The organism is Pseudoalteromonas sp. NZS71_1, from assembly GCF_015864305.1.
Lineage (GTDB): Bacteria > Pseudomonadota > Gammaproteobacteria > Enterobacterales > Alteromonadaceae > Pseudoalteromonas > Pseudoalteromonas arctica.
In genome coordinates this window covers 98,331-121,708 of sequence record NZ_JADYXM010000004.1, presented here as the reverse complement: position 1 = coordinate 121,708, position 23,378 = coordinate 98,331, and the positions used below count along the sequence as shown (strand labels likewise).

Genomic DNA, 23,378 nt, shown 5'->3' with positions numbered 1-23,378 from the left:
TGTAAGATATTTTCAATATTAGGGGTAGCGCAAACGGGTAATTGGCTCTAATAAATCAGAGAGTTAAGAACTAACTTACAGATTTTATACGCACAGCATCTATTTTATATACTGTGCGTAGTAGTGAGTTTATTTATAAGGGCTAATACTTGATAAACTAAAGTCACTTTGCATTATTACTTCGCCATCAATGCCTTTTAATTTAAGTGAAATAGTGGGATCAATTTGCTGCCAGTCTATGCTTAAATCACCATAATTTACGTTATGAGTAAAATCCCCTACTCGGTGTTTGTTAGGACTCACGTCTTTCCATTTTTCAGTTAAGCCAGAGCTGGTCATCTCAATTAATGGGTAATCAAGGTTTTGCTGATACTTTGATATTTCACCCCAGTGCGTATCGCCGCTGATGATCACTACCCCATTTACTTTATGCTTTTTAATCAATGTAAATAAACGGTTTCTATCTTCAGGAAAGTTTGCCCATGACTCCCAACCTGTAAAATCGGGTAAAAGCTGTAAGCTTGAGGCAATCAATTTTATTGCAGCAGGCTTTTTAAGCTCTTGTTCAAGCCATTGCCACTGGGCTTCACCTAGCATTGATGCGCCTTTAACATGACTTGGACTATACGGGCCTTGGTTATTTAACTTACGCTTAGTGTAGTATTCAAGCTCACCTACATGGTTTAGCGCATCACGGTTCCAACGTAAATCAGGCATTATTACTTGTATGGTTTGCTCATTTTCACCATACATGTACGAGGTATAAATTCCATCAGGACGAGTGCGACGCGCTGAGTTTACAGGTTCATCCCAAAAATTAAGCATAATTTGGCGGGATTGCTCTTTATGCGGATACTCTTTACCAGCATCGTTTTGGCCATAATCGTGGTCATCCCACATAGCAATGATAGGCGTTTGCGCTTTTAACGTTTTAAAACCAGCCTTTGCCCCTAAACGTTGGTATTTTTCGGCAAGTACATCCATATCGTTGGTATCGCCATAAATATTGTCACCCAAAAATATAAACAAATCCCCCTGCTCTTTGTTAATTGCATTAAATATAGGTATGTTTTTATCTTGATGCCCACACGAACCAAATAGGATTTTAGATGGCGCGGCAGTAACACTTGCGCTAATAACCAAACTCAGCGCCAAGGCAGATAGGGTCAATGGTTTAAATAGGTTCTTCATTTTAAAATTTCGCTAATAGCAGGCGCCATATTTGAATTTATTTCATTTGGGTTCTGCCCAAGAGCCTTTAAAACGGTAGCCGCTATTTGCACTTGTTTAAGCTCATTTTCAGTTTTAATTAAGCCACGTCCTTTTATTGCGGGGCCAATGGCTGCAAGCCAAATATGTTCAGAGCCGACAATTCCTTCTGGGTAGGTATTTTCACCTAACTCTAGTTCAGCAAGTGCACGTTTAGAGCTGTGATGTTGCCAATCATTGGCATTATTGCCACGGCCGTGATCAGTAGTAATAATTAGTGTGGTGTTATTTTTATAACCCGCTGTAGTTTGAATGGTTGCCCATAAGTCTTTTATAAAGGCGTCACTTTGCCTTGCCGATTTAAGGTATTGATCGTAATGTCCATCATGCGCAAAGTCATCGGTTTCGCCTAAACTTATTACTAACAACTTAGGCTTTTTAGCCAACATATACGCTTTAGCAAAGCGATATGTAAAACTGTCTAGTCGTACGTTATACCAAGGACTGGGGATTTCACTTTGTAGCGTATTTAACAGCGGCGCATCGGTGAATAAATTCTCTTCAATTGACATAAAACCTGCATTTACATACACGTTACTGCGCTTAGTATTTACAATGTATGGGAATACATCCCAACTACCAAATAAGGCAGTGCTATCTTTAAACTCAGGTAACTTATCTAAACGCTCTAAAATAGTTTTATTTGGGTTGAGCACTTTGTTGTTACTATTTATACTTTCGTCAACTTCACCGGTGAGTATTTCGTTGTAACCAGGGTATGAAAAATACCACGGGTTACTTACCGACATAGTAGAGCCGTTAGCTCTATCGCCAATTATAATCCCTTTTTTAGCCACTACTTGCGTTAAAAAAGGCATAAGTAATTGCTGGCGCTCATTTGTTGTTTTTGCCCAAAATTGTCTCTTTAATTGCTCAGGCTTTTTAACAAAATCAGTATTATTAATTAAGCTATTATCAGCCCCATTAAATACTTCTTGCCAGCGTACCCCGTCAAGCGTTACCAGCACTACATTTTGCGCTGCTGTTGCAAAGCTGCTCGCTAATACACTTAAGCTAAATAGTGTTACTTTTATAATTGTTTTCATCGCGTTTGCGCCCTTTCATATAATAAAGCCCATCAATGATGGGCTATATTTTAATTCAATTACTAAAACCTAATTAAAAGTCAGCGGTCAATGTAACTGCCGCAGTGCGAGGCGCACCAATGTAATAAGTAGCGCCGTTACCGGTACCACCTGCTAAGTAGCTTTTGTCAGTAACGTTATAAACAACAAACGATACGTCAATGGCTTTAAACGGGCCGGCATCTACGTCAGTTGAATAACCTGCATTAAAATCAAGTACGGTGTAGCCGTCTACTTTATTGCGGGCGCGGGTGTCTTCGTCTTGCCATGCACCTAAACGCTCGCCGGTGTATTTAGCCGATAAACCAACACGAAAGCCATCGCTAAAGTAATCGGTAGATACCACAAATAAATCCTCTGATGAATCTATTATGCTGTCGCCTTTTCTAAAGCTTGGTGCTACCTCATTACCACTTTCATCTCTTAATATTACGCCTTGTGAATCGTATGCATTTGGATCATCGGATGAATACTCAGAACTGCTATTAGTATACGACGAGTACACGCTCCAGCTTGGTGTTAACATATAGCTTGCTGCAAGCTCGAGCCCATTTGAGTCAATACCCCCTACATTTACGTACGAGCCATTTGTGCCAATCGTGTAATCAATGCCGTCTGTGCCACTACCAGGCGCAATAAAGGTAATGCGGTTATCAAACTTAACACTGTAAGCCGTTGCTGTAAGGGTTAACCTGTCGGCTTGGTAACGTACACCAAAGTCGATATTGTCGGCAGTTTCTGGCTCTATGTTTGTAAGTGTTGAGCTATCTCGCTCAAGTACACCGTCTTTTATTGCTGAAAAATTCTCGCTGTAACTGGCAAATAATTCTGTGCTGTTATTTAGCTGATACAATACACCCCCGCTAAATAACACGTCTGAGTCGCTATCTACTTTATCTGATCTTTCGTTAGCAAAGTGGTCGTACTTTTGTAATTCAACTAAATATTGTTTTGCACCAATATTTAATGTTAAGTCACCAAAATTAATCGAGTCTTGTAGGTACCATTTGAATGTATCGGTATCAAAAGTGTTTTTGTATTGTGTCCAGTAAGGCGTGCTATCAAAGTGATGATAGATACGCGCGTCAATTACTTTGTGCCAATCACGCGATTCTTCACGCTCGCTTTGCTCATACCAAAAGCCCGCTTCTATATCGTGATCACCAAATGTCGCTTGGTAATTTGCCGTTACACCTAAACGATCTTTGTTGTAATGCGTATGGCGGTAAGACATGACAGGTGTTGCTGTTGCATCGTAACACGCAGGGTTTAAACCAGGACCCGACTCCCATGGCCAGCTCAAACTTTGCGTACAATCGGCATTTGGTGCAAGCGGGTTGCCTTCACTATCAGCAAAACCATAAGAGCCTGCATTAGTGCCACCTTGCGTTGTTGGGTCGCCATTTTCATCAACGGGCGTTGTTAAGTAAGGTGGGATCCAATCGCCGCGACCTGAATTTTTATGATAATAAGGGCTAACAGTTAATAATGAGCTTGGCGAAATCGCATACTCAAACTTTAAATAACCTAAGGTGTTTTCACGAAGCGTTCCCCAACCTTCTGCAAACATTTGGTCAAAGTGCGGAACTCCCGTCCAATTCCATGTTAACTGATCCCACTCTGGTGTTTGTTCAAACTGCTCAAGGCTTACGCTGTTATAGTTAGTCTCGCTTACATCATCGTAAGATAAACGACCAGTAAGTGTTAAATCGTCAAAATTAGATACAAACTTAACCTCAGCATGTTGATTGTCTTTACCGCCATTACTGCCAGAACCAATCCAGCGGCTTGTATCTGTTTGCGAGTAACTTACGTAAGCTTGTGTGTTATTAAAAACAGTGCCTGTTTCGTGTTTAATGTAATAACGCGTGGCATCGTGGCTGCCTGAGGTATAAGCAAAGGTAGTGCCTTTTTCAAGGCTTGGGTCTTTACTTACAAAGTTAAATGTCCCGCCTAGTGCTTCAAGTGAAGCCGACTTAATATCAGACGTACCTTGACCAACTTCAACCGTTGCAAGGTTTTCGCTATCTAGGTAACGGTTAGCTTTAGCACCACCACCATAATTAGAGCCACCATTTGGAATGCCATCAACGGTCATACCTAATTGTTGTTGGTTTCCATCAATACTAAAACCACGCATGGTGATTGTAGTAGACCAATCGTCGCCACCAAACGCATCACCTTCGTTTATGCTAATCCCTGGTAAGTTATCAATAACCGATAATATGCTCGATACCGAACTTTGTTGCTCAAGCATTGCAGGCTCAATAACATTGTTAGCGTAGCTCGTTGGTTTAGCAACCACGGTAACTTCTTCTATGGTGTTGTCGTTAGCATAACTAGATGTTGATACAGCCATGGCAATTGCCATGCTCAAAAGCGATTTGTTTTTTAAAGCGTACATTGTTGTCCCGTTTAGTTTTAATTATGAAATATGAAAACGAGCACAGTATGAATTTTAAATATGACAACGAGGATGAACTTTATTTACATAAAGATTAAACAAATATGGAATATTTATGGCGGGAATATGTACAAAAAAAGACACCCAAAGGTTTAGCCTCGGGTGTCTTAATAACTATTTCTTAATAACTAAATATAATAATTAGCTGTTATTTTAATTCAGCTAGCATTTCATCGCTGTACGGTACTAACTCTTCACCGTTTGCAACCTTGCTAATATAATCTGGATTTGCAATAAGTGGACGACCAATAGCGATTAAGTCAAACTTTGCATCGTTAATAGCCTCTTTTGCTGACTCAAAACTATAACTACCTACACCTACTAATGTACCTTTGTAGCCTGCACGTAAAAATTCAGAGATGCTTTTGCCTTCAAGCGAGTCAAAGCGCATGCTGTCATCAAAAATACCGCCGTGTAAGTACGCTAATTCTCTGCTTTCAAGTTCTGTTAATAAGTAGTCAAATACCGCTTTATCGCGGCTATCTTCGCTCATATTAAAGTAAGCACCCGGTGTTAATCTAAGTGCAGTACGATCACTGCCTACAGCAGCAATAACCGCATCGGTTACTTCTAGTGCAAAACGCGACATGTTTTCAGGCGTTTGACCATATTCGTCGCTGCGTGTATTTGCAGCGTAATGTAAAAATTGGTCCACTAAATAACCGTTAGCACCGTGAATCTCTACCCCATCAAAGCCTGCTTCAATTGCGTTTTCAGCAGCTTTTGCGAAATCAGCAACTAGACTTTTAATATCATCAGTAGTGGCTGCTTTTGGTGTGATGTATGTAAGCTCACGCATACGAGGGACAGAGCCTTCAACGCCAATTGCTGATGGAGCAAGTACATCGCCATCAAAAAAGTGAGGGTGAGCAACACGGCCAACATGCCATAGCTGTGCAAACATTTTGCCGCCATTAGCGTGCACAGCGTCAGTTACTTTTTTCCAACCTTGAATTTGCTCGCTGGTAAATAAACCCGGAGTATTTGGGTAACCTTGTCCATCTGGACGAATAATAGTTGCTTCACTAATAATTAAACCGGTTTCGGCACGGCGAGCATAATATTCAACCATATCTTGTGTTGGCACTAAGTTATCGTCAGCCATACAACGCGTTAATGGCGCCATAAGTACGCGGTTTTTAAGCTCAATCGTGTTATTTAATTTAAACGGAGCAAGTAGATCAGTTGTCATTTTTCAATCCTTCATTAAGTATATGCTTACTACAATGTGGCCTTTTTACAAACATTCAAGCTTATTTTGAATGATCGCTCAAATTAGTGAGAAATTATACTGATCAATCTACAAATTAGATCTGCATTGCTGAAATTAAATAGCAACTTTTCAACACTCTGTCATATAACTCGATATACTTGTGTGCATATAATTTAGATATATTAATATCAATAGTAATTAAGAGTGAGCTAATTATGACAACGCCAAATTTAAGCGAAGAACACGCAGTAATTTTAGGACTTGGAGCAAAAAAACGCCTAGCCTATATGTTCGAAACCGTACAACAGTTCAAGCAAGTATGGATTTTAAACGATGATGATGGCTGCGTTATGCTTGCCAACGAAGATGACGACTGTGTGCCAGTTTGGCCAACTCGCGAATTTGCAGAAGCATGGGCTACTGGCGAATGGGCTGGCTGCAGCGCTAAAGCAATCCCACTTACTGACTGGTTTAGTCGCTGGACACCGGGTCTTGAGGAAGATGACTTACTTATTGCTGCTTTCCCTACAGAGGAAGATGATGGCACGATATTGTTTTCAGATGAATTTGAAAAACAATTAAAAGCGCCAAAGCAAAAATATTAAGGTTCAAAGCCTAAATACTCAGAGTTCTAAAATTTATAAACGCGGCACTTAATTTAGTAGTCGCGTTTTTATTGGCAATATCTAAAATTCAAATAAGCCTGTGTAATTGCATCTGGATTTTCTACTTGCGGATAATGCCCAAGCTCTACAAACTCTTGTACGCGCGCATTGGGAATAAGCTTTTTATAATGCTCAATCATATGCTTACCAGAGATGGGGTCTTCTGCGCCTGCTATAAACGTAAGTGGTATATTGCTATTTATGATGGCACCAACCCAGCGTGCTCGGTTTTGCTGCCTCTGCTTTATATAACTAATGAGTTTGGGCATTACGGCTAAGCCATCTTTATAAATTAGCAGCTCCCAAAGTGTGTCTACCACTTGTTTTGAAGGCGGTGTACTTTTACCAAAAATAGTAAGTAGATTATTGGCAAATTTTTGTTTATTCATTAATTTTGGCACTATCCAACCTAGCTTTGAAAGTAAAAGCTTTTGTATAAATAAGGGTTTATGCACCTCAGGAAATAACCCACCATTTAAAAAGCACACACTGTTTATTTTAAAGTCACTTTGGCTAACGACTTGCCTTGCTAATAACTCTTGAGCCACAGTATCGCCATAGTCATGAGCTAAAATATGTATATCATTAATATTTAACGTTTTTAAAAATTGAGTATATAAGTCGGCTTGTTCAGTAATTTTATAGCCTGCATTTTTAGGTTTATCTGACAAACCAAAACCTAGCATATCGAGTGTAATTACAAAATAATGTTCACTAAGGGTTTGCCACATACCTTCCCAGTCCCAACTAGCACTTGGAAAGCCATGTATTAAAAGCAGCGCAGGCTTAGTTATATCACCAGCTGTTTTAGTAAAAATTTGATGGCCACTAATTTGAGTAAATTGACCCTGTGATTGCCACTGTTGAAGAGAAAACATATATTAGCTTAATTTTTATTATTGATTTGTTAGTTTTATCATAAAGATAATGAAAAAAGGAAACAAAACCAATGCATAAAATTTGCATTGGCTTATTAAAAGTCATGTTAAAATTTAATAGTGTAATCTACATAAACTCGATGGTCAGCTCTATCGCCTTTAACACCATCAACACTGCCTGATTTTTCGGTTGTATAATCTACAAATAACCAACGTAAGCTTAAGCCTTTTATTTTCTCAACTTTATAGCGAGTATCTACAGCCCAATATTTTTCGTCGGCTGTACCACCTAACTTACCCAATGCAGAGTTTTCAGCATCGCTGCCGTCTGTGTAGTAAAATTTAGTTGTTAAGCCAGGCGATACTGCTTTCAAATCAATTCCTAAACGAGCTTGCCATGATGTTTCATTTTGGTTTGTTAAATCGGCACCAATTAATGAGCGAGTTGGAAATGGGTTTGTACCATGGTCGCCACTGAAATTATCTTCAATCCAAGCATCACTTACTTTAGTAAATGCCGCACCTACACTCCAAATATCTTTTTTCCAATCAGCATCTAGGTAATAGGCAAATCCATCGTTTTCACTTTTAGTTAAACCTGTTAATGCACCAGGTGTATCTTCATCATCTAAATCTCCGCCCTCTGCGCCTGTTACAAATAAATCACCATCATCTTGTGAGGTAAATATGCCAGTTGAAAGGGTTAACTTACTTTGCTCAAGCTTAATGTCGTAACTGATTTTTAACCCGATTTTACTTAAATAATTGTGCGAATTTAAATATTCAGCCTCTAATATTAGATTGTCTTTTTTATGCGTAGCACCTACGCCCCAAATTACGCTAATAGCACCAGTTGCCGATTGATCGGTAGAAAAGTCTTCCCATCTATCATCGTGTCGACGGCTCCATTTATCGTAAACGTAACCGTATAATTTAGTGTTACCAATTTTGTAATCGCCAAAAACGCCTCTAAAAGTATTAGGAATAGCCCGACTCCCAGAGCTTTTAAGCAACATACTTTTGTTTTTTTGCCCGCCCACTTTAACGTGACCGTTGTTGCCCAATTTAAAATCTAAAAAATATTGTCCAAATTTAGAAAAGCTATCGTCAACTCCACCGCTCTCATTACCTGCTGGTAAAATATTACCTGCGGCTGAACCCGTAGAATTAATATCCATCACGGTGTAAGTCGATACACCCACACTCACTAAATCATTTATATAACCCGATGTGTAATTGAGCTCTATACCTTGAGCAAAAGTTGAATCGTCACTTGCGTCGTTATCGTAGTCGCGGTCAAAATAAATTGATCTAAGTTTTATATTAAATTCATCTTGTTCTGTCAGCCCATTAACAGCGGCATACGAAGGAATAGAAATACATGTTAATACTGCGCCTGTTGCCGCAAGTAATTTAGATACTCGGTGAGCCATAGTTATCTCCGTTACCTTGTTTTGTTTAAGTTTTAACTGTGCAGTGCATAGCAGCGTGTATTTTTTCGACCTACACGGTAAACATGTCATAAGGTAATTACATTTTAAGTAATCACGTTTTCTTTCACGCTACTAAAATATAGAACAATATAAGTTTTTAATGTTTTAATTTTCATATTATAAAATATTAAGTGTTTGTTTTGTTTCGGATGAATTATAAAAGTAAGGTGAGCATAGTCTCTTGCTTACTCGTACCTATACCGATAGCTCCCTTTAAAAGCGTCATAATATTGGTTAAATTTTACTTTATTTAAACTTAACAAAGTAAAGTTATAAGCAAAAACTAAAAGCTATCCGTTGTTTTTTGAGCACCTAATATTCACTAAAAAATCGATAAATATAAAAATCAGCACCTTTAGCTAATACTTTTGTTGTTCGCTATAAAGTAGCAAAAAACATAAAAATTATTATATTTATATACATGTTCGTCTTATCTTGGTGAGTAAAATCAACTTTTTATATTACATCCACTCTAAACCTTTATAAAATATATATATTCTAATTAATAACAAAGTTGTATCCTGAATAATAAGTGCTATATTTATTTCGATGATAAAACAGATATACTATCAGTATATTAATAATAAAGGATGAGTTAATGTTTTCAGGACGACCGGTTAGTAAAAGGTTATTAATCTCGGTGCTTACTCATGCTATTTTTTTCATCAGTGGTATTGTATTAACTTACTTTGCCCACGCTGCACATCAAGATGCTGTTAATAACAAAATAAATGAAGCCCTCAACAACCGCCTTTCTTCACTCTCAACAGGCGTTACTAGCAGATTCGACCTATATAAATATGGGCTATACGGTTTAAAAGGATTTATACACGGCATTGGCGTTAATAATTTAAGCTACCAAACAATTTCCAATTACTCTAACAGTCGCAATTACGCCCAAGAATTCCCTGGAGCAAATGGTATTGGCTTTATAAGAAAAGTGAATGCCGAAAACTTAGCTCAATTCTTAAAAACTGCAAAATCCGATCGACCTAACCAAATATTCAAACTAAATAAACTAGCTAACGAAAGTGATGAGCACTTTATTATTCAGTATATATTTCCTGAGCAAAGTAATTCACGGGCTCTAGGACTCGATATTGCATCGGAAAGTACACGTAAAAAAGCAGCATTAAATTCTGCAATTAATAACCAAGTTCAATTATCGGCGCCTATTACGTTAATCCAAGCGGATAACAAATCGCAACAAGGCTTTTTAATTTTACTACCAGTTTATAAAAATATTATTATTCCAACTGATAAAATCCAGCGTTTAGAGCAATTAATTGGATGGACTTACTCCCCTTTATTAATAGACAATATTTTAGACTCTCTTTCCCAAGCTGATGAAAATAAGCTAGTCATTAGCGACATAGGTAACAACGTTAAAACTGACTTTTTTAGCTACGGCATTAAAAGCAACTCGGCTGATTATCAGTTAAATAAAGTAATTAAAGTGATGGGAAGAACATGGGAAATCACACTTAGTGCTTCAGACACATTTATTGAATCACTACACTTACCGAGTAAATATCAAGCTATTGTCAATGGTGTTTTTTATACCCTTATTTGTATGTTTATAACTTTAATAATTCAGCTGTTTTTTTACCGTAGAGCACAAAGAACACAGCGAAGAATTATCAAAGCTAAACAAAATAAGCATATGCTGCAGCAAACAAATTTAAAATTAGAAAAAGAAGTAAAATTACGTACTAAAGAAATTGCCGATATAAGTATGCTTCAACAAAGTATTTTAAACAGTGCCAGTTACTCTATTATTGCGACCGACATAAATGGCTTAATTACTTTGTTTAATCCCGCCTCTGAAAAGTTATTAGGCTATAAAGCGCAAGACGTTATTGGAATTGAAAATCCGGGTATTTTTCATTTAAAAGAAGAAATTATAAAAAAAGCCAAACAGCTTAGTGCAGAGTTAAATGAACCTGTTTTCCCTGGTTTTGAAGTGTTTATCTTAAAAGCAACTGCTACAGAGCCTGATATCAATCAGTGGACATACATTTCTTCTACAGGCGAGCACATACAAGTTAATATAAGTGTTACCTCTTTATTAAATAACGAAAATGAAATTGTTGGCTATTTGGGTGTAGCATACGATTTGACCGAACAAATTAATCACGAACAAGCTCTCGGACATGCTAAAGAATTAGCTGAACAAGCATCACAAGCTAAATCTGAATTTTTAGCAAATATGAGTCACGAAATACGCACACCTATGAACGGCATACTAGGTACATTACAGTTACTGCAAGAGCAGCCATTGAATGAAAAATCAAAAGAGTATTTAAAAAAATCACTTTATTCGACCCGCTCACTCACCACTATTATTAATGATATCCTCGACTTTTCTAAAATTGAAGCTGGGAAGCTTTCATTAGAATATAAATCATTCGACCTTTTTGAACTTATTCACCACTTAGAGTCTGATCTTGGCCTGCAAGCCAGTGATAAAAATATATACCTTAAATTTATAATTAATATTGAGCATAAGTACTGGGTGGGCGACCCCGTTAGACTCAGACAGATATTTTTAAACCTAATATCTAATGCGATTAAGTTTACGTCGCAGGGTGGCGTTACAGTAACGTTTAGGCTAACCGACGAAAACAAAATATGTTGTTGTATATCAGACACCGGAATTGGAATTTCTGAGCAGGCTATAGAGCGATTGTTTGAGCGCTTTGAACAAGCAGAGCAATCAACTACGCGTGAATATGGCGGTACAGGTCTTGGCTTACCTATTACTAAATCATTAATAGGTTTAATGAATGGCGAAATTAAAGTAACAAGCCAATTAGATTCAGGTAGTCAGTTTTATGTGTACTTACCATTAAAACAAGCACAGATTGATGAAAGCACATTAATAACAAAAAATGTTGAGCTTCCTGACCTATCTGGAAAAACTATTTTATTAGCTGAAGATAATAAAATAAATCAGCTTGTTGCCTCTGCGATGCTTGAGCCTACAAAAGCCACCATTATTATTGCCAACAATGGTTTAGAAGCAATCTCATTATACGAGTCACACAAGCCAGACATTATTTTTATGGACATTCAAATGCCTAAAATGGATGGTCTTCAGGCATGTAAAAAAATTAAGGCGCTTAATAGCGAACAAATTGTTATCGCATTAACCGCTAATGTTTTTACAGAGCAAAAAGAAATATACAGGCAGTTATTTGATGGTTACGTTTCTAAGCCAATTGAAAAACATGAGCTTGTCGGCATGTTATCAACACTCTATTTAGTTAATAGTTAGTCATTGCGAAGGCATTAAAAAACCCAGTTACTAATACCTTTCGATATTAGTAACTGGGTTCTAAGAATGATGGTGGAGGGAGAGGGATTCGAACCCTCGTTAGGGATAAACCTAAACACACTTTCCAGGCGTGCGCCTTCAGCCACTCAGCCATCCCTCCACAGTGCTGCAATTGTGTAATGCAACAGCGCGCTATAGTATGAAATAGACCCTTAAGGTGCAAGGCATTTTTAAATATGAGCCTTTAAATGCTTACTTATCAAGCAATAGCTTATCTATAGGCACAAAAAACGGCTAAATCTAAGACCTAACCGTTTTAATTTATACTTTTAAAATTACTTAGCCATGCTCGCAGTAAATTCAAGCATGCGATTAAGCGACTTAAGTGCGCCTTCGCGTAAACCCATATCAACGAATACTTCTTTACCTTTAGGGCTTATGAGGGCTTCCTCAATCGCTTTTAAGCCATTCATTGCCATCCAAGGGCAATGTGCGCAACTTTTACATGAAGCGCCCTCACCTGCCGTTGGAGCCGCAAAAAACTCTTTATCTGGACATAGTTGCTGCATTTTATAAAAGATGCCGCGATCGGTTGCTACAATAAACTTTTTATTGTCCATTGTTTGCGCTGCTTTAATTAATTGGCTCGTAGATCCAACCGAATCGGCAAGTGCAACAATTTCTGCTGGTGACTCAGGATGAACTAATACGCCTGCATCTGGGTGTAGCGCCTTCATATCTTTTAAGGCTTTAGTTTTAAATTCGTCATGTACGATACATGCACCATTCCACATAAGCATATCAGCACCGGTATTTTTTTGAATATAACTACCAAGGTGCTTATCTGGGCCCCAAATGATTTTTTCGCCTTGCTCATCAAGGTGCTCTACTATTTCAAGTGCACATGATGAGGTTACAATCCAATCTGCACGTGCTTTAACAGCCGTAGAGGTGTTTGCATACACAACCACTTTACGGTCAGGGTGCTCATCACAAAACGCTGAGAACTCGTCTATCGGGCAACCAATATCTAGCGAACACGTCGCTTCAAGCGTTGGCATTACAACCGTTTTATTTGGCGTTAAAATTTTGGCTGTTTCGCCCATAAATTTCACGCCCGCGACGATGATCATATCTGCATCGTGACGTGCACCAAAACGTGCCATTTCTAGCGAATCGGCAACGCAGCCGCCGGTTTCTTCTGCAAGTGCTTGAATTTCAGGATCGGTATAATAATGTGCAACAAGTACTGCATTTTTATCTTTTAGTAATTGTTTTATACGCGCTTTATATTCGCCTTGCTCGTCATTTGTTAACGGTGCTGGCTTAGGGGGGAAAATATAACCTTCAGGCATAATAGTTTGAGCTAGACTCATGTTCTCGACCACTTATCTACAGTGCATTAATTAGGGCGAATTATACGAGAATATAAACATAAATAACAGCAAACTAGTTAAGCTGTTTATAAAAAATAGAATGGGAATTTAAAAAAGAATATAAAGGAAAGTATTAGAGAGTGGTGGGTCATGATGGATTTGAACCATCGACCAATTGATTAAAAGTCAACTGCTCTACCAACTGAGCTAATGACCCGCTCTAATATAAATCTGCTTTGTAAAAAGCTGCGTAAATCCGCCGATTAAAACTTTCATAGAATGGTGGGTTATGATGGATTTGAACCATCGACCAATTGATTAAAAGTCAACTGCTCTACCAACTGAGCTAATAACCCGCTCTATGCGCTTATTCAATTATGAATGAAGCTTACGTATATCCGCCGATTGATGCCAAACACTATTCACAAGGAATAAAGAATGGTGGGTCATGATGGATTTGAACCATCGACCAATTGATTAAAAGTCAACTGCTCTACCAACTGAGCTAATGACCCGCTCTTATATAAATTTTCATAGAATGGTGGGTTATGATGGATTTGAACCATCGACCAATTGATTAAAAGTCAACTGCTCTACCAACTGAGCTAATAACCCGCTCTATGCACTTATTCAATTATGAATGAAGCTTACGTAAATCCGCCGATTGATGCCAAACACTATTCACAAGGAATAAAGAATGGTGGGTTATGATGGATTTGAACCATCGACCAATTGATTAAAAGTCAACTGCTCTACCAACTGAGCTAATAACCCGCTCTATTGTTGCGTTTTAAATGCAACTTACTACTTTACGTAAATCCGTCGATTGGAACCAATCACTATTCAAAGGAATAAAGAATGGTGGGTTATGATGGATTTGAACCATCGACCAATTGATTAAAAGTCAACTGCTCTACCAACTGAGCTAATAACCCGTTCCAGTTGCTAACTTATTTCTAAGTTAAAGCCTGCGTAAATCCGCCGATTGATGCCACACACTATTCACAAGGAATAAAGAATGGTGGGTCATGATGGATTTGAACCATCGACCAATTGATTAAAAGTCAACTGCTCTACCAACTGAGCTAATGACCCGCTCTGACGTTGCGTTTTATAACAACTTAGTATTCTACGTAAATCCGCCGATAAAAGACCATTCAAAGAATGGTGGGTTATGATGGATTTGAACCATCGACCAATTGATTAAAAGTCAACTGCTCTACCAACTGAGCTAATAACCCGCTCTTTTTGTCGCATTTCGAGTGGGGTAACCATTCGTTTGCTGCGGGCGCTTATAATACTTATTTATAAAATGAGTGCAACCGAAATTGTCTCTTTTTTTAAGTTTTTATGTCTAGATGCACAAAATTAAACCGTTTGTGCTCAAACTACATGCAAATCCAAGATTCTTCGAGAGTTTCCATGTAGTTTGCTCGCCCTAACTAGAAATTTAATCGCTAGTGAACTTTAGTTTCCTAAACGATCAGTTGCTAGTTTTGCAGCGGTTGTACTTGGGTATTGATTGATAAGATCGCTCAATATTTTTTGCGCTTGCGCCGCTGAACCTTGATCTTGTAAAAGTGTGCCTAACTTTAGCATCGCATCTGGGCGTTTATTAGAATTTGGAAATTCGTTCACAACGACTTTAAAGTGCTCTACTGCTTTTACACCATCATTTTTAATAGTAAGCAACTGCCCTAACCAATAATGCGCATTAGACGCATAGACAGAGTTTGGGTAGGTAGTTAAAAACGTTTGAAATTCAGGAATCGCTTGGTCATAGCGTTTATCTTTCATTATTAACGCAACAGCGCGCTCATAGGCTTCGTTTTCAGATAAGTCACTGCTATAGGTCTGTGCATTGCTTTGTTGCGTGTAATCAGTTGCGGGAGCTGCTGCTGGCTGTGTATAAGCCTGGCTCACGCGGTTTTCAATCTCTTGATACAACTCACGCTGACGCTGCAGTACTTTTTCAAGCTTGTAGCTTTGCTCTTCGGTTACACCTCGAATTTGGCTTACTTCGTCTTGTAACAAGTTAAGCTGTTGCTGTAACTCAACTTGCAAAAAGTTACGCTGTTGCATCATATTCTCAAGCGACGCTAATCGCTTCTCAATACTTGATTGTGAACTCGCAGCTTCTGAAACAGGAGCGGGAGCAGCCATTAACTGGGTGCTCCCGCTCAATATCATGGCTGCCAAAATAATTTTCGGCTTCATAATATCTCTTATCTTAGTAAACTAGTACCGCACGGCGGTTTTTAGCGAAAGCTGATTCAGTGCGAGACTTAACCATTGGCTTCTCTTCACCGTAGCTTACCACTGACATTTGGCTAGCTGAAACACCTAAGCTTAATAAGTATTTTTCAACTGCTTGGCCACGGTGCTCACCTAGTGCAATATTGTACTCTGGAGTACCGCGCTCATCTGCATGGCCTTCAATTAATACTTTAACTGATGAGTTTTGAACTAAAAACTCAGCATGTGCACGAAGTAAGTCTGCGTACTTGCTTTCAACTGTCGCAGTATCAAAATCAAAGTAGATTACTTGCTCTTGACGAAGTGCTTCGTACTTTTGACGAAGTTGCTCTTCTGCTTGTTGCTCAGGAGAAATTGTAGCAACTTCAACCGTATCAGTGTTAGTTGATTGCTCAACAACGCCTTGATTTGATTGGTTTGCAGCACCTTCATCAATATCTGAAGATGAGCTACAAGCTGCTAATGTCATTACTGGCACAGCAATTAGCAGGCCTTTAAGTATTTTGTTAAGTTTCATTGAGTAGATTCCTATTTTGAGTAAACCAGTAATATTACTGTAAGTATGGCGACCAAGCTGGTGCCTTTACTTGTCCGTCTAGCACAGGTAACCGTGCCTTAAAGCGGCCGTCCATCGATACTAGCGCAAGTACCTGTTTATTATTATGAAGCGTGCTATATATAATCATCGAACCATTTGGCGCTATGCTCGGTGATTCATCTAGGCGTGTTCTCGTTAATACTTGGAACGCGCCTGTAGCCAGCTCTTTCTTAGCAAGATGGTACTGCCCGTTGGTACGGTTAACCATCACTAATTCTTTTCCATCTGGTGTTATTGAACCAGCAAGATTCATATCACCATCAAAGGTGAGTCGTTGTGACCTACCTGTTTTTAAATTTAACTTATAAATCTGAGCATTACCACCCCTTTCAGATGTAAACACAATATCTTGACCATTAGGGTGCCAAGATGGCTCAGTATCTATGCTACGGTGATTTGTTAAGCGTGTTTCTTTACGTGTAGCTAGGTCAAGCAAGTAAACTTCTGTTGCACCCGTCTTGTCCTTAGAAAGCACTAATAATAGCTTTTTACCATCTGGCGAAAACTGCGGTGCACCATTGATACCACGATAGCTTGCTATTATTTCGCGCTTACCTGTGTATATATCTTGAATGTAAATTTGGCTTTGACGATTTTCAAACGTTACATACGCTAACTTAGTACCATCTGGTGACCACGCTGGCGACATTAAAGGCTCTTTTGAGCGAAGTAATACTTGCTCATTAAATCCGTCATAATCTGCAACAACTAACTGATAAGGCTTAGGGTCATTATCACGTACTATTACATAGGCAATTTTAGTTAAAAATGCGCCTTTTTCACCAGTCAATCTTTCATAAATAACGTCACTGATTCGATGAGAGTAACGGCGAAAACCACTTTCACCAATAACACTTTCACGCGCTTCCAAAATATGATCTTGGCTTTTAACTAGCTTACCATTACTCATCATTTGTGTGTTGCCACCGGTAATTTGGCCGCGGATCACGTCAACTAACTCATAACGCACTAAGTAACGCCCATCAGTTTGCTGCTCAACTTCGCCCACTAATATCGCTTCCACACCTTTATTAACCCAAGATGCGTAATCAATTTCGCTATCTTTGGTTGGCTGTTGTGGCATTTGCGCTACATCTACAGGTTTAAATTTACCACTGCGCATTAAATCGGCAGCAATAACACTGCTTAATTTTTCAGGGATTGGGCCAACACCTTGGTACTTAAAAGGTACTATAGCAATGGGCCTTGCACCGTCTACACCCTCAGTTATTACAATTTCAAGTGCTGCATTAGCAACACCCACAAACCCAAACAGTAAAACTAAACAGGCTATTTTTATTTTGTTGAACATATCATTCCTTTAAAATTCTGGCTTGATTGTTAAATTAATATTCTTAAGTTGTTCGAATACGTCTTTATCTTTAGATACCGGTAATGTGTCGGCCATGCGCACTGCTCTTAATGCAGCTTCACATACCAACTTATCGCCACCTAATGATTTAACTTGCGTTACTAAACCATTAAAACCTAAACGAATATTTACTCGGCACTGTTGGTTTTTCATTTTTTCATCAATCAATAAGTTTTGCTGAATACGCGCCATAATTAATGCACGGTACTTATCAACTTCGCTTACCACTTGTTGTTGACGTATTTTACTACGGGCAACCTGCTCTTTGGCAAGTTGCTTTTGTAACATTTGCTCTTGCATTGCTTGCTGGCGTTTACGTTCTGCCTCGGCTGCACGCTCTTTTGCTTCTTCTTCACGTTTTTTACGTTCAGCTTCTGCTTTTTTAAGTGCGTCTTCTTCGGTTTTACGCTTATCAGCAGCAGCTTTTGCTGCACTTTCAGCTTCTTGCTTTTGCTTTTCAGCTTGCTTAGCTTTAGCGCGCTCTTTTTGCTCAATGGCACGTGCTTTTTTAGCTTGTGCTTGCGCCTCGGCTGTTTCTTTTTCTTTAGCTTTACGTTCTTGCTCTAGCTTTTTAATATGCCTAGATTCAGATTCGCGTTGCTTACGTGCATTGGCCGCTCTGCGTTCTAAATCGCGGATACGTTTGTCTTCAGCACTTTTTTTATCTTTTTCTTTCTTTTGAAGTTCAGCAATTTTTTGCTCAACTTGTTTTTGATCAACTGTAACGGCTGATACTGCTTTATCTGGCGTAGGTATAGCCGAATTAAGCGTTACTTCCATTACTTTAGGTGCTGGCGGATGAATGTTTGCAGAGGCATACAAAAAACCACCAATTCCTAAATGAAGTACTATCGATTTTACTACTGAACTATTCATACAGCTACTTCCCCTCAAAGGATTCAGTCATTAATCCTACTGATGGTACGCCTGCATTTTTCAAAAAATCCATTAGTAATAATACTTCTTGATACGACACCTTACCCGAGCCTTTAATCATAACTGGCACGTCAGGGTTTTTCATTAACTGTAATTTTATAACCGCAGCAACATCAAGTGCTTCCATAGGCTCTTCAGGATCAGTACCTACGCTTACATAATATTTACCCTCTGCATCAATTGAAGCAATAATGGGCGGAGTATCTTTAGTATCAACTAAATCAGACTCTTCCATTTTAGGTAAATCAACTTTTACACCGTGTGTAATAAGCGGTGCTGTTGCCATAAATATAATAAGTAATACCAACATTACATCAATGTAAGGTACTACATTAATTTCTGCGACCGGACGGCGCTTTTTACGCTGATACATTCGCTTGTGCCTCTATTTGTGTAGCTGCTTGACGGTGTAAAATATTAGCAAACTCTTCCATAAAGTTAATATAGTGAGACTCAAGCTTTTCAACACTATTTGAAAAGCGGTTATAAGCAATAACGGCCGGAATTGCCGCGAATAAACCCATAGCAGTCGCAATAAGTGCCTCTGCTATACCGGGTGCTACCATTTGTAATGTAGCTTGCTTAACTTCACCTAGTGCAATAAAGGCATTCATAATACCCCACACTGTACCAAACAAACCGATGTACGGACTAATAGAACCTACCGTTGCTAAAAACGATAAGCTAGATTCAATTTTTTCAATTTCACGAGAAAGCGCAACACGCATAGAACGATGCGTCCCTTCCATAACAATACTCGCACTTTGAAATGTATTCTTTTTATGACGAGCAAACTCTTTAAAGCCTGAAGTAAATAAGGCTTCAATACCTTGAGACTGACCGCTGCGTGACGATATTTCGTTATACAATTTACTTAGATCAATACCAGACCAAAATTTTTGCTCAAATTTCTTAGCATTTGATAGTGCATCTGATATTGCTTTTTTACGCTGAAATATAATTGTCCACGACATTACAGACATGGCAACTAGCCCTAACATCACTAACTGAACAAGCAAGCTTGCTTCTAAAATTAGGTCTAAAAAATTAAGCCCTGATCCCACGTTAAACTCCTAAGTAATTTCAAAATACGGCAAATTGGTTAATTTGTGTAAATATGACCGTTTATACGGTCAAAAGTTGCATCTAGTGTATCTAGTCCATTTCAAGCTGACAACGGTATTGCTATGAATAGGCAACAAAAAACGTTAAAAAACAGCTTTAGTTGGCATTTCCCTTTGCCTCAGTATTTTATTTAATCTTTTAAATAAACTCGCTAACTATAAATATGCGTAAATATATAAGTAAAACGTCATAAAATGCGCCGTTTATTCAAAATAAGAGCATAAACACTCAAAACCTATAAGCCTTACCTTCACGTAACAGTAAAACTAATACCGAGCCACATCAAAAGAAATTACTTAAGCTATAAATTTCATTAACTTATAAATTTAACGATTAATTAACGCGCAAGATTCAAACAGCAATAAAATTCACCGAATTAGTTTTTCTAATCTGAAAATACAAATTTTCTAGTTTGAACAAAAAGGTGATCTTACGTATTATTCTCCCATACCGAACTAGCGCACTGAATGAGATAGTTTCATTAAGCCAAGTTCTTAGTAATAGGATATTTTATCGTATTACATTGTTTTACTCTTTCTGGATAAAACCAAATTCAGTAAAACATAGTTCCCTGGATTACTTCCTTCAACTTGTTGTTTGCCCGCATTTTTTGCGGGCTTTTTTTTGCCTGCAATTTGGTGCGCTACATATTTTATACCAACCTGCATAAATCTTTGATCAATTTAACGAATTAAATTGCACTATAACGTCGTTAAAAATTTTTTATTTAGAACAACTAGATACAAAAACTTTTGCCTAGTTCTAGCGTAATTTTCTTAACGTTAAGTAGACCCCATATATAAGCAGATTGGTATTATTTATAAACTAATAATTGCCCTACCTATTTTACAATAAGTAATTCGGTTACTAGTTTGAATGGTACGCAGGATAGCTTCGCGAGTCTTAACGCCCTGTGAATTAACAGTTAACTATAAAGCGTATAAGTATTTTGAAATAACATTTGCAACAGTGTGCTGAGGTTTTGGATAAAATACCAGCCGTATAAATATTTGAAATAAAGGGATACTAAGTCAATTACCTGCTGCGCAATAAACCACAGCAAGTAATGTATATGATGAGGCTAGTCTTTTTTAGGAAGTAAACCAAAGTGATGATATGCACTGTCAGACACTATTCGCCCACGCGGAGTACGCTGAATAAATCCTTGCTGAATTAAAAACGGCTCTATTACATCTTCTATTGTTTCACGCTCTTCACCAATAGCTGCAGCTACATTGTCGAGCCCTACTGGGCCGCCCATAAATTTTTCAATTATGGCGAGTAAATATTTGCGATCCATATAATCAAAACCACTTTTATCTACGTCAATCATATCAAGCGCTTGCTTAGCTACTTCGGCATTTACTGTACCGTCAGATTTTACCTGTGTGTAATCGCGTACACGGCGTAATAAACGGTTTGCAATACGTGGTGTACCACGTGAACGTTGTGCAATTTCGGTTGCGCCATCATCACACATTTCTAAACCAAGATAATGTGCAGAGCGCCCTACTATGTGCGACAAATCTTCTACAGAATAAAACTCTAATCGCTGCACAATACCAAAACGGTCACGTAGTGGCGATGTTAGCGAGCCTGCTCGCGTAGTGGCACCAATAAGTGTAAATGCAGGTAAGTCTAATTTAATAGAACGCGCAGCTGGGCCTTCACCAATCATTATATCAAGCTGGTAGTCTTCCATTGCTGGATACAGTATTTCTTCAACTTGCGGGCTTAGCCTGTGTATTTCATCAATAAACAGTACATCGCCTTCTTCTAAATTAGTAAGTAACGCAGCTAAATCGCCTGCTTTTTCAAGTACAGGGCCGGATGTTGTTTTAATACTTACGTGTAATTCGTTGGCAACGATATTTGCAAGCGTGGTTTTACCAAGCCCTGGTGGGCCAAATATTAATAAATGATCGAGCGCTTCACCACGGGTTCGGGCAGCTTCAATAAAAATTTCCATTTGCTGCTTAACATGAGGCTGGCCTCTGTAGTCGGCTAAAAGTTTTGGTCTTATTGCACGATCTATAGAGTCTTCATTTGTTTTTTCAGTCGCATCAATTAAGCGATCCGCTTCAATCATGGGTTACTCACAACATTGATTTTAAAGATTCTCTAATAAGAACCTCAGTAGACATATCGGGTTTGCTTATCGATTTTACTGCTTTTTGAGCTTGTGGCAATTTATAACCTAATGCAAGCAGTGCCGATACGGCATCATCGGCTGCGTTATTAGCTATTGTCGCATCGCTCATTGGCTCTATTACTGCGCTGTCGCTAAATGGCGTAAATAAATCATTACCCCAATCTTTTAATCTGTCTTTCATTTCGAGTACTAAACGCTCGGCTGTTTTTTTACCTACACCGGGTAATTTAACTAGCGACGTTGAGTCTTCGTTATTTACACAGCTTACAAATTGCTTTGCCGACATGCCCGATAAAATAGCTAAGCCAAGTTTTGGCCCAACGCCGTTTGCTTTTAATAGCTCTCTAAACAAAGCGCGTTCTACTTTATTATTAAAACCAAATAATAACTGAGCATCTTCACGCACTACAAAGTGGGTGTAAACAATCGCGTTTTCACCAATTTTTGGTAAATCGTAAAAACAGGTCATTGGCATTTGTACTTCGTAACCGACACCACTTACTTCGAGTAATATTTCTGGTGGCTGTTTTTCGACTAAAATACCATTTAAGCGGCCTATCATAGTTATTTCCTTAAACGTCCTCTAACGGTTTTGCTTGCGCTACCCGCTAGTTTAATTAAATTTTGTTCTGAGTGAGCGTGGCAAATCGCAATAGCGAGTGCATCAGCTGCATCGGCCTGTGGCGTACCTGGTAGTTTTAAAATATTTTTTACCATGTGTTGCACTTGAGTTTTATCAGCGCCACCGTTACCTACTACTGCTTGCTTAATTTGCCTAGCTGAATATTCAAATACGGGCAAGTCGGCCATTGCAGCACCTACAATAGCAGCGCCTCTAGCTTGGCCAAGCTTTAAAGCAGAATCGGGGTTATGCGCCATAAATACTTTTTCAATGGCAAAGGTTTCTGGCGAAAACTGCTCAATAAGCTGTGTAATGCCTTGATAGATCATTTTAAGCCTAACCGGAAAAGGATGATCGGCTAACTTAATACAACCACTGCCTAAGTATGTAAATTTAGAACCTTGGTGGGCAACAACGCCATATCCGGTCAAACGTGAACCAGGATCGATCCCTAAAATAATGGCCAAACAGCACTCCATTGTTATTATTTTTAAATTACGCTAATAATGCCAGAGCACTGTATAAATTACCAGTACAAAGAAAAACAAAAATGCCCACGTGTTAGGTGGGCATTTGAAGGAGCATGTTAGTTTAAGC

General features: G+C 38.6%; 18 protein-coding genes and 9 tRNA genes. 2 read left to right on the top strand and 25 right to left on the bottom strand.

The window, feature by feature from the left end; all coding sequences use genetic code 11:
- Nucleotides 1-129 precede the first annotated feature (129 nt).
- The 4 genes from I6F43_RS08215 to I6F43_RS08200 form a co-directional block, all read right to left on the bottom strand.
- Nucleotides 130-1,191: an alkaline phosphatase D family protein gene (locus I6F43_RS08215; RefSeq protein ID WP_101163326.1), complete on the bottom strand. Its 1,062-nt coding sequence runs from the start codon at nt 1,189-1,191 to the stop codon at nt 130-132.
- Nucleotides 1,188-2,315: an alkaline phosphatase family protein gene (locus tag I6F43_RS08210; protein ID WP_197101801.1), complete on the bottom strand. Its 1,128-nt coding sequence runs from the start codon at nt 2,313-2,315 to the stop codon at nt 1,188-1,190. The genes I6F43_RS08215 and I6F43_RS08210 overlap by 4 nt, the downstream gene beginning before the upstream one ends.
- A 73-nt stretch (nt 2,316-2,388) precedes the next feature.
- Nucleotides 2,389-4,758 carry a TonB-dependent receptor domain-containing protein gene (locus tag I6F43_RS08205; RefSeq protein WP_121954567.1) on the bottom strand — a complete coding sequence of 790 codons (2,370 nt, stop codon included), beginning with the start codon at nt 4,756-4,758 and terminating at the stop codon, nt 2,389-2,391.
- A 208-nt stretch (nt 4,759-4,966) separates the two neighbouring features.
- Nucleotides 4,967-6,010: an alkene reductase gene (locus I6F43_RS08200; protein ID WP_197101797.1), complete on the bottom strand. Its 1,044-nt coding sequence runs from the start codon at nt 6,008-6,010 to the stop codon at nt 4,967-4,969.
- A 236-nt stretch (nt 6,011-6,246) separates the two neighbouring features.
- Here I6F43_RS08200 and I6F43_RS08195 point away from each other — a divergent pair, with 236 nt between their 5' ends.
- Nucleotides 6,247-6,636 carry a DUF2750 domain-containing protein gene (locus I6F43_RS08195; RefSeq protein WP_165735407.1) on the top strand — a complete coding sequence of 130 codons (390 nt, stop codon included), beginning with the start codon at nt 6,247-6,249 and terminating at the stop codon, nt 6,634-6,636.
- 68 nt (nt 6,637-6,704) lie between these two features.
- On the opposite strand, the gene I6F43_RS08190 is transcribed toward I6F43_RS08195, so the two are convergent.
- Nucleotides 6,705-7,574 carry an alpha/beta fold hydrolase gene (locus tag I6F43_RS08190; protein ID WP_169043457.1) on the bottom strand — a complete coding sequence of 290 codons (870 nt, stop codon included), beginning with the start codon at nt 7,572-7,574 and terminating at the stop codon, nt 6,705-6,707.
- A gap of 107 nt (nt 7,575-7,681) precedes the next feature.
- Nucleotides 7,682-9,007, bottom strand: coding sequence for an OprD family outer membrane porin (locus tag I6F43_RS08185; protein WP_197101795.1), 1,326 nt, complete (start codon nt 9,005-9,007; stop codon nt 7,682-7,684).
- Nucleotides 9,008-9,665: 658 nt separating this feature from the next.
- Here I6F43_RS08185 and I6F43_RS08180 point away from each other — a divergent pair.
- Nucleotides 9,666-12,344, top strand: a complete 2,679-nt coding sequence (locus tag I6F43_RS08180) for a CHASE domain-containing protein (protein ID WP_197101793.1) — start codon at nt 9,666-9,668, stop codon at nt 12,342-12,344.
- A gap of 70 nt (nt 12,345-12,414) precedes the next feature.
- Here the strand turns inward: I6F43_RS08180 and I6F43_RS08175 are convergent.
- The 19 genes from I6F43_RS08175 to ruvC form a co-directional block, all read right to left on the bottom strand.
- Nucleotides 12,415-12,504 (bottom strand) — tRNA-Ser (locus I6F43_RS08175).
- Nucleotides 12,505-12,679: 175 nt separating this feature from the next.
- Entirely contained in the window at nt 12,680-13,720 is a 1,041-nt protein-coding gene (gene nadA, locus I6F43_RS08170) for a quinolinate synthase NadA (RefSeq protein WP_010554042.1), read from the bottom strand.
- 141 nt (nt 13,721-13,861) lie between these two features.
- Nucleotides 13,862-13,937, bottom strand: a tRNA-Lys gene (locus tag I6F43_RS08165).
- Nucleotides 13,938-14,000: 63 nt separating this feature from the next.
- Nucleotides 14,001-14,076: transfer RNA gene (locus I6F43_RS08160), tRNA-Lys, on the bottom strand.
- 83 nt (nt 14,077-14,159) lie between these two features.
- A tRNA-Lys gene (locus tag I6F43_RS08155) sits at nt 14,160-14,235 on the bottom strand.
- Nucleotides 14,236-14,259: 24 nt separating this feature from the next.
- Nucleotides 14,260-14,335 (bottom strand) — tRNA-Lys (locus I6F43_RS08150).
- A gap of 83 nt (nt 14,336-14,418) precedes the next feature.
- Nucleotides 14,419-14,494, bottom strand: a tRNA-Lys gene (locus tag I6F43_RS08145).
- 85 nt (nt 14,495-14,579) lie between these two features.
- Nucleotides 14,580-14,655, bottom strand: a tRNA-Lys gene (locus tag I6F43_RS08140).
- A gap of 84 nt (nt 14,656-14,739) precedes the next feature.
- Nucleotides 14,740-14,815: transfer RNA gene (locus tag I6F43_RS08135), tRNA-Lys, on the bottom strand.
- A gap of 70 nt (nt 14,816-14,885) precedes the next feature.
- Nucleotides 14,886-14,961 (bottom strand) — tRNA-Lys (locus I6F43_RS08130).
- A 226-nt stretch (nt 14,962-15,187) separates the two neighbouring features.
- Complete coding sequence (gene ybgF / locus I6F43_RS08125; RefSeq protein ID WP_024590479.1) at nt 15,188-15,937, bottom strand: tol-pal system protein YbgF; 750 nt, start codon at nt 15,935-15,937, stop codon at nt 15,188-15,190.
- A 13-nt stretch (nt 15,938-15,950) separates the two neighbouring features.
- Nucleotides 15,951-16,493: a peptidoglycan-associated lipoprotein Pal gene (gene pal, locus I6F43_RS08120; protein ID WP_007580392.1), complete on the bottom strand. Its 543-nt coding sequence runs from the start codon at nt 16,491-16,493 to the stop codon at nt 15,951-15,953.
- Nucleotides 16,494-16,527: 34 nt separating this feature from the next.
- The gene (gene tolB, locus I6F43_RS08115; protein WP_197101791.1) at nt 16,528-17,886 is read right to left on the bottom strand and encodes a Tol-Pal system beta propeller repeat protein TolB; all 1,359 of its coding nucleotides are present in this window, start codon (nt 17,884-17,886) and stop codon (nt 16,528-16,530) included.
- A 9-nt stretch (nt 17,887-17,895) separates the two neighbouring features.
- Nucleotides 17,896-18,822, bottom strand: coding sequence for a cell envelope integrity protein TolA (gene tolA / locus I6F43_RS08110; protein ID WP_197101789.1), 927 nt, complete (start codon nt 18,820-18,822; stop codon nt 17,896-17,898).
- Nucleotides 18,823-18,826: 4 nt separating this feature from the next.
- Nucleotides 18,827-19,255 (bottom strand): protein TolR, encoded by a 429-nt coding sequence (gene tolR / locus I6F43_RS08105; RefSeq protein ID WP_007580386.1) that lies wholly within the window; start codon nt 19,253-19,255, stop codon nt 18,827-18,829.
- Nucleotides 19,242-19,946 carry a protein TolQ gene (gene tolQ / locus I6F43_RS08100; protein WP_007580384.1) on the bottom strand — a complete coding sequence of 235 codons (705 nt, stop codon included), beginning with the start codon at nt 19,944-19,946 and terminating at the stop codon, nt 19,242-19,244. Before tolQ ends, tolR begins: the two co-directional genes overlap by 14 nt.
- A 1,142-nt stretch (nt 19,947-21,088) precedes the next feature.
- Nucleotides 21,089-22,096, bottom strand: coding sequence for a Holliday junction branch migration DNA helicase RuvB (gene ruvB, locus I6F43_RS08095; RefSeq protein WP_007580382.1), 1,008 nt, complete (start codon nt 22,094-22,096; stop codon nt 21,089-21,091).
- 7 nt (nt 22,097-22,103) lie between these two features.
- Nucleotides 22,104-22,721 carry a Holliday junction branch migration protein RuvA gene (ruvA, locus tag I6F43_RS08090; RefSeq protein ID WP_002960647.1) on the bottom strand — a complete coding sequence of 206 codons (618 nt, stop codon included), beginning with the start codon at nt 22,719-22,721 and terminating at the stop codon, nt 22,104-22,106.
- Between the two features lie 2 nt (nt 22,722-22,723).
- A complete protein-coding gene (ruvC, locus tag I6F43_RS08085; protein ID WP_002960649.1) occupies nt 22,724-23,248 on the bottom strand; it encodes a crossover junction endodeoxyribonuclease RuvC in 525 nt (174 codons plus the stop codon).
- Between the last annotated feature and the right edge of the window lie 130 nt (nt 23,249-23,378).

Coding starts and splice junctions, on each gene's coding strand:
- I6F43_RS08215 (WP_101163326.1), bottom strand. CDS start 1,191: ATGAAGAACCTATTTAAACCATTGACCCTATCTGCCTTGGCGCTGAGT.
- I6F43_RS08210 (WP_197101801.1), bottom strand. CDS start 2,315: ATGAAAACAATTATAAAAGTAACACTATTTAGCTTAAGTGTATTAGCG.
- I6F43_RS08205 (WP_121954567.1), bottom strand. CDS start 4,758: ATGTACGCTTTAAAAAACAAATCGCTTTTGAGCATGGCAATTGCCATG.
- I6F43_RS08200 (WP_197101797.1), bottom strand. CDS start 6,010: ATGACAACTGATCTACTTGCTCCGTTTAAATTAAATAACACGATTGAG.
- I6F43_RS08195 (WP_165735407.1), top strand. CDS start 6,247: ATGACAACGCCAAATTTAAGCGAAGAACACGCAGTAATTTTAGGACTT.
- I6F43_RS08190 (WP_169043457.1), bottom strand. CDS start 7,574: ATGTTTTCTCTTCAACAGTGGCAATCACAGGGTCAATTTACTCAAATT.
- I6F43_RS08185 (WP_197101795.1), bottom strand. CDS start 9,007: ATGGCTCACCGAGTATCTAAATTACTTGCGGCAACAGGCGCAGTATTA.
- I6F43_RS08180 (WP_197101793.1), top strand. CDS start 9,666: ATGTTTTCAGGACGACCGGTTAGTAAAAGGTTATTAATCTCGGTGCTT.
- nadA (WP_010554042.1), bottom strand. CDS start 13,720: ATGAGTCTAGCTCAAACTATTATGCCTGAAGGTTATATTTTCCCCCCT.
- ybgF (WP_024590479.1), bottom strand. CDS start 15,937: ATGAAGCCGAAAATTATTTTGGCAGCCATGATATTGAGCGGGAGCACC.
- pal (WP_007580392.1), bottom strand. CDS start 16,493: ATGAAACTTAACAAAATACTTAAAGGCCTGCTAATTGCTGTGCCAGTA.
- tolB (WP_197101791.1), bottom strand. CDS start 17,886: ATGTTCAACAAAATAAAAATAGCCTGTTTAGTTTTACTGTTTGGGTTT.
- tolA (WP_197101789.1), bottom strand. CDS start 18,822: ATGAATAGTTCAGTAGTAAAATCGATAGTACTTCATTTAGGAATTGGT.
- tolR (WP_007580386.1), bottom strand. CDS start 19,255: ATGTATCAGCGTAAAAAGCGCCGTCCGGTCGCAGAAATTAATGTAGTA.
- ruvB (WP_007580382.1), bottom strand. CDS start 22,096: ATGATTGAAGCGGATCGCTTAATTGATGCGACTGAAAAAACAAATGAA.
- ruvA (WP_002960647.1), bottom strand. CDS start 22,721: ATGATAGGCCGCTTAAATGGTATTTTAGTCGAAAAACAGCCACCAGAA.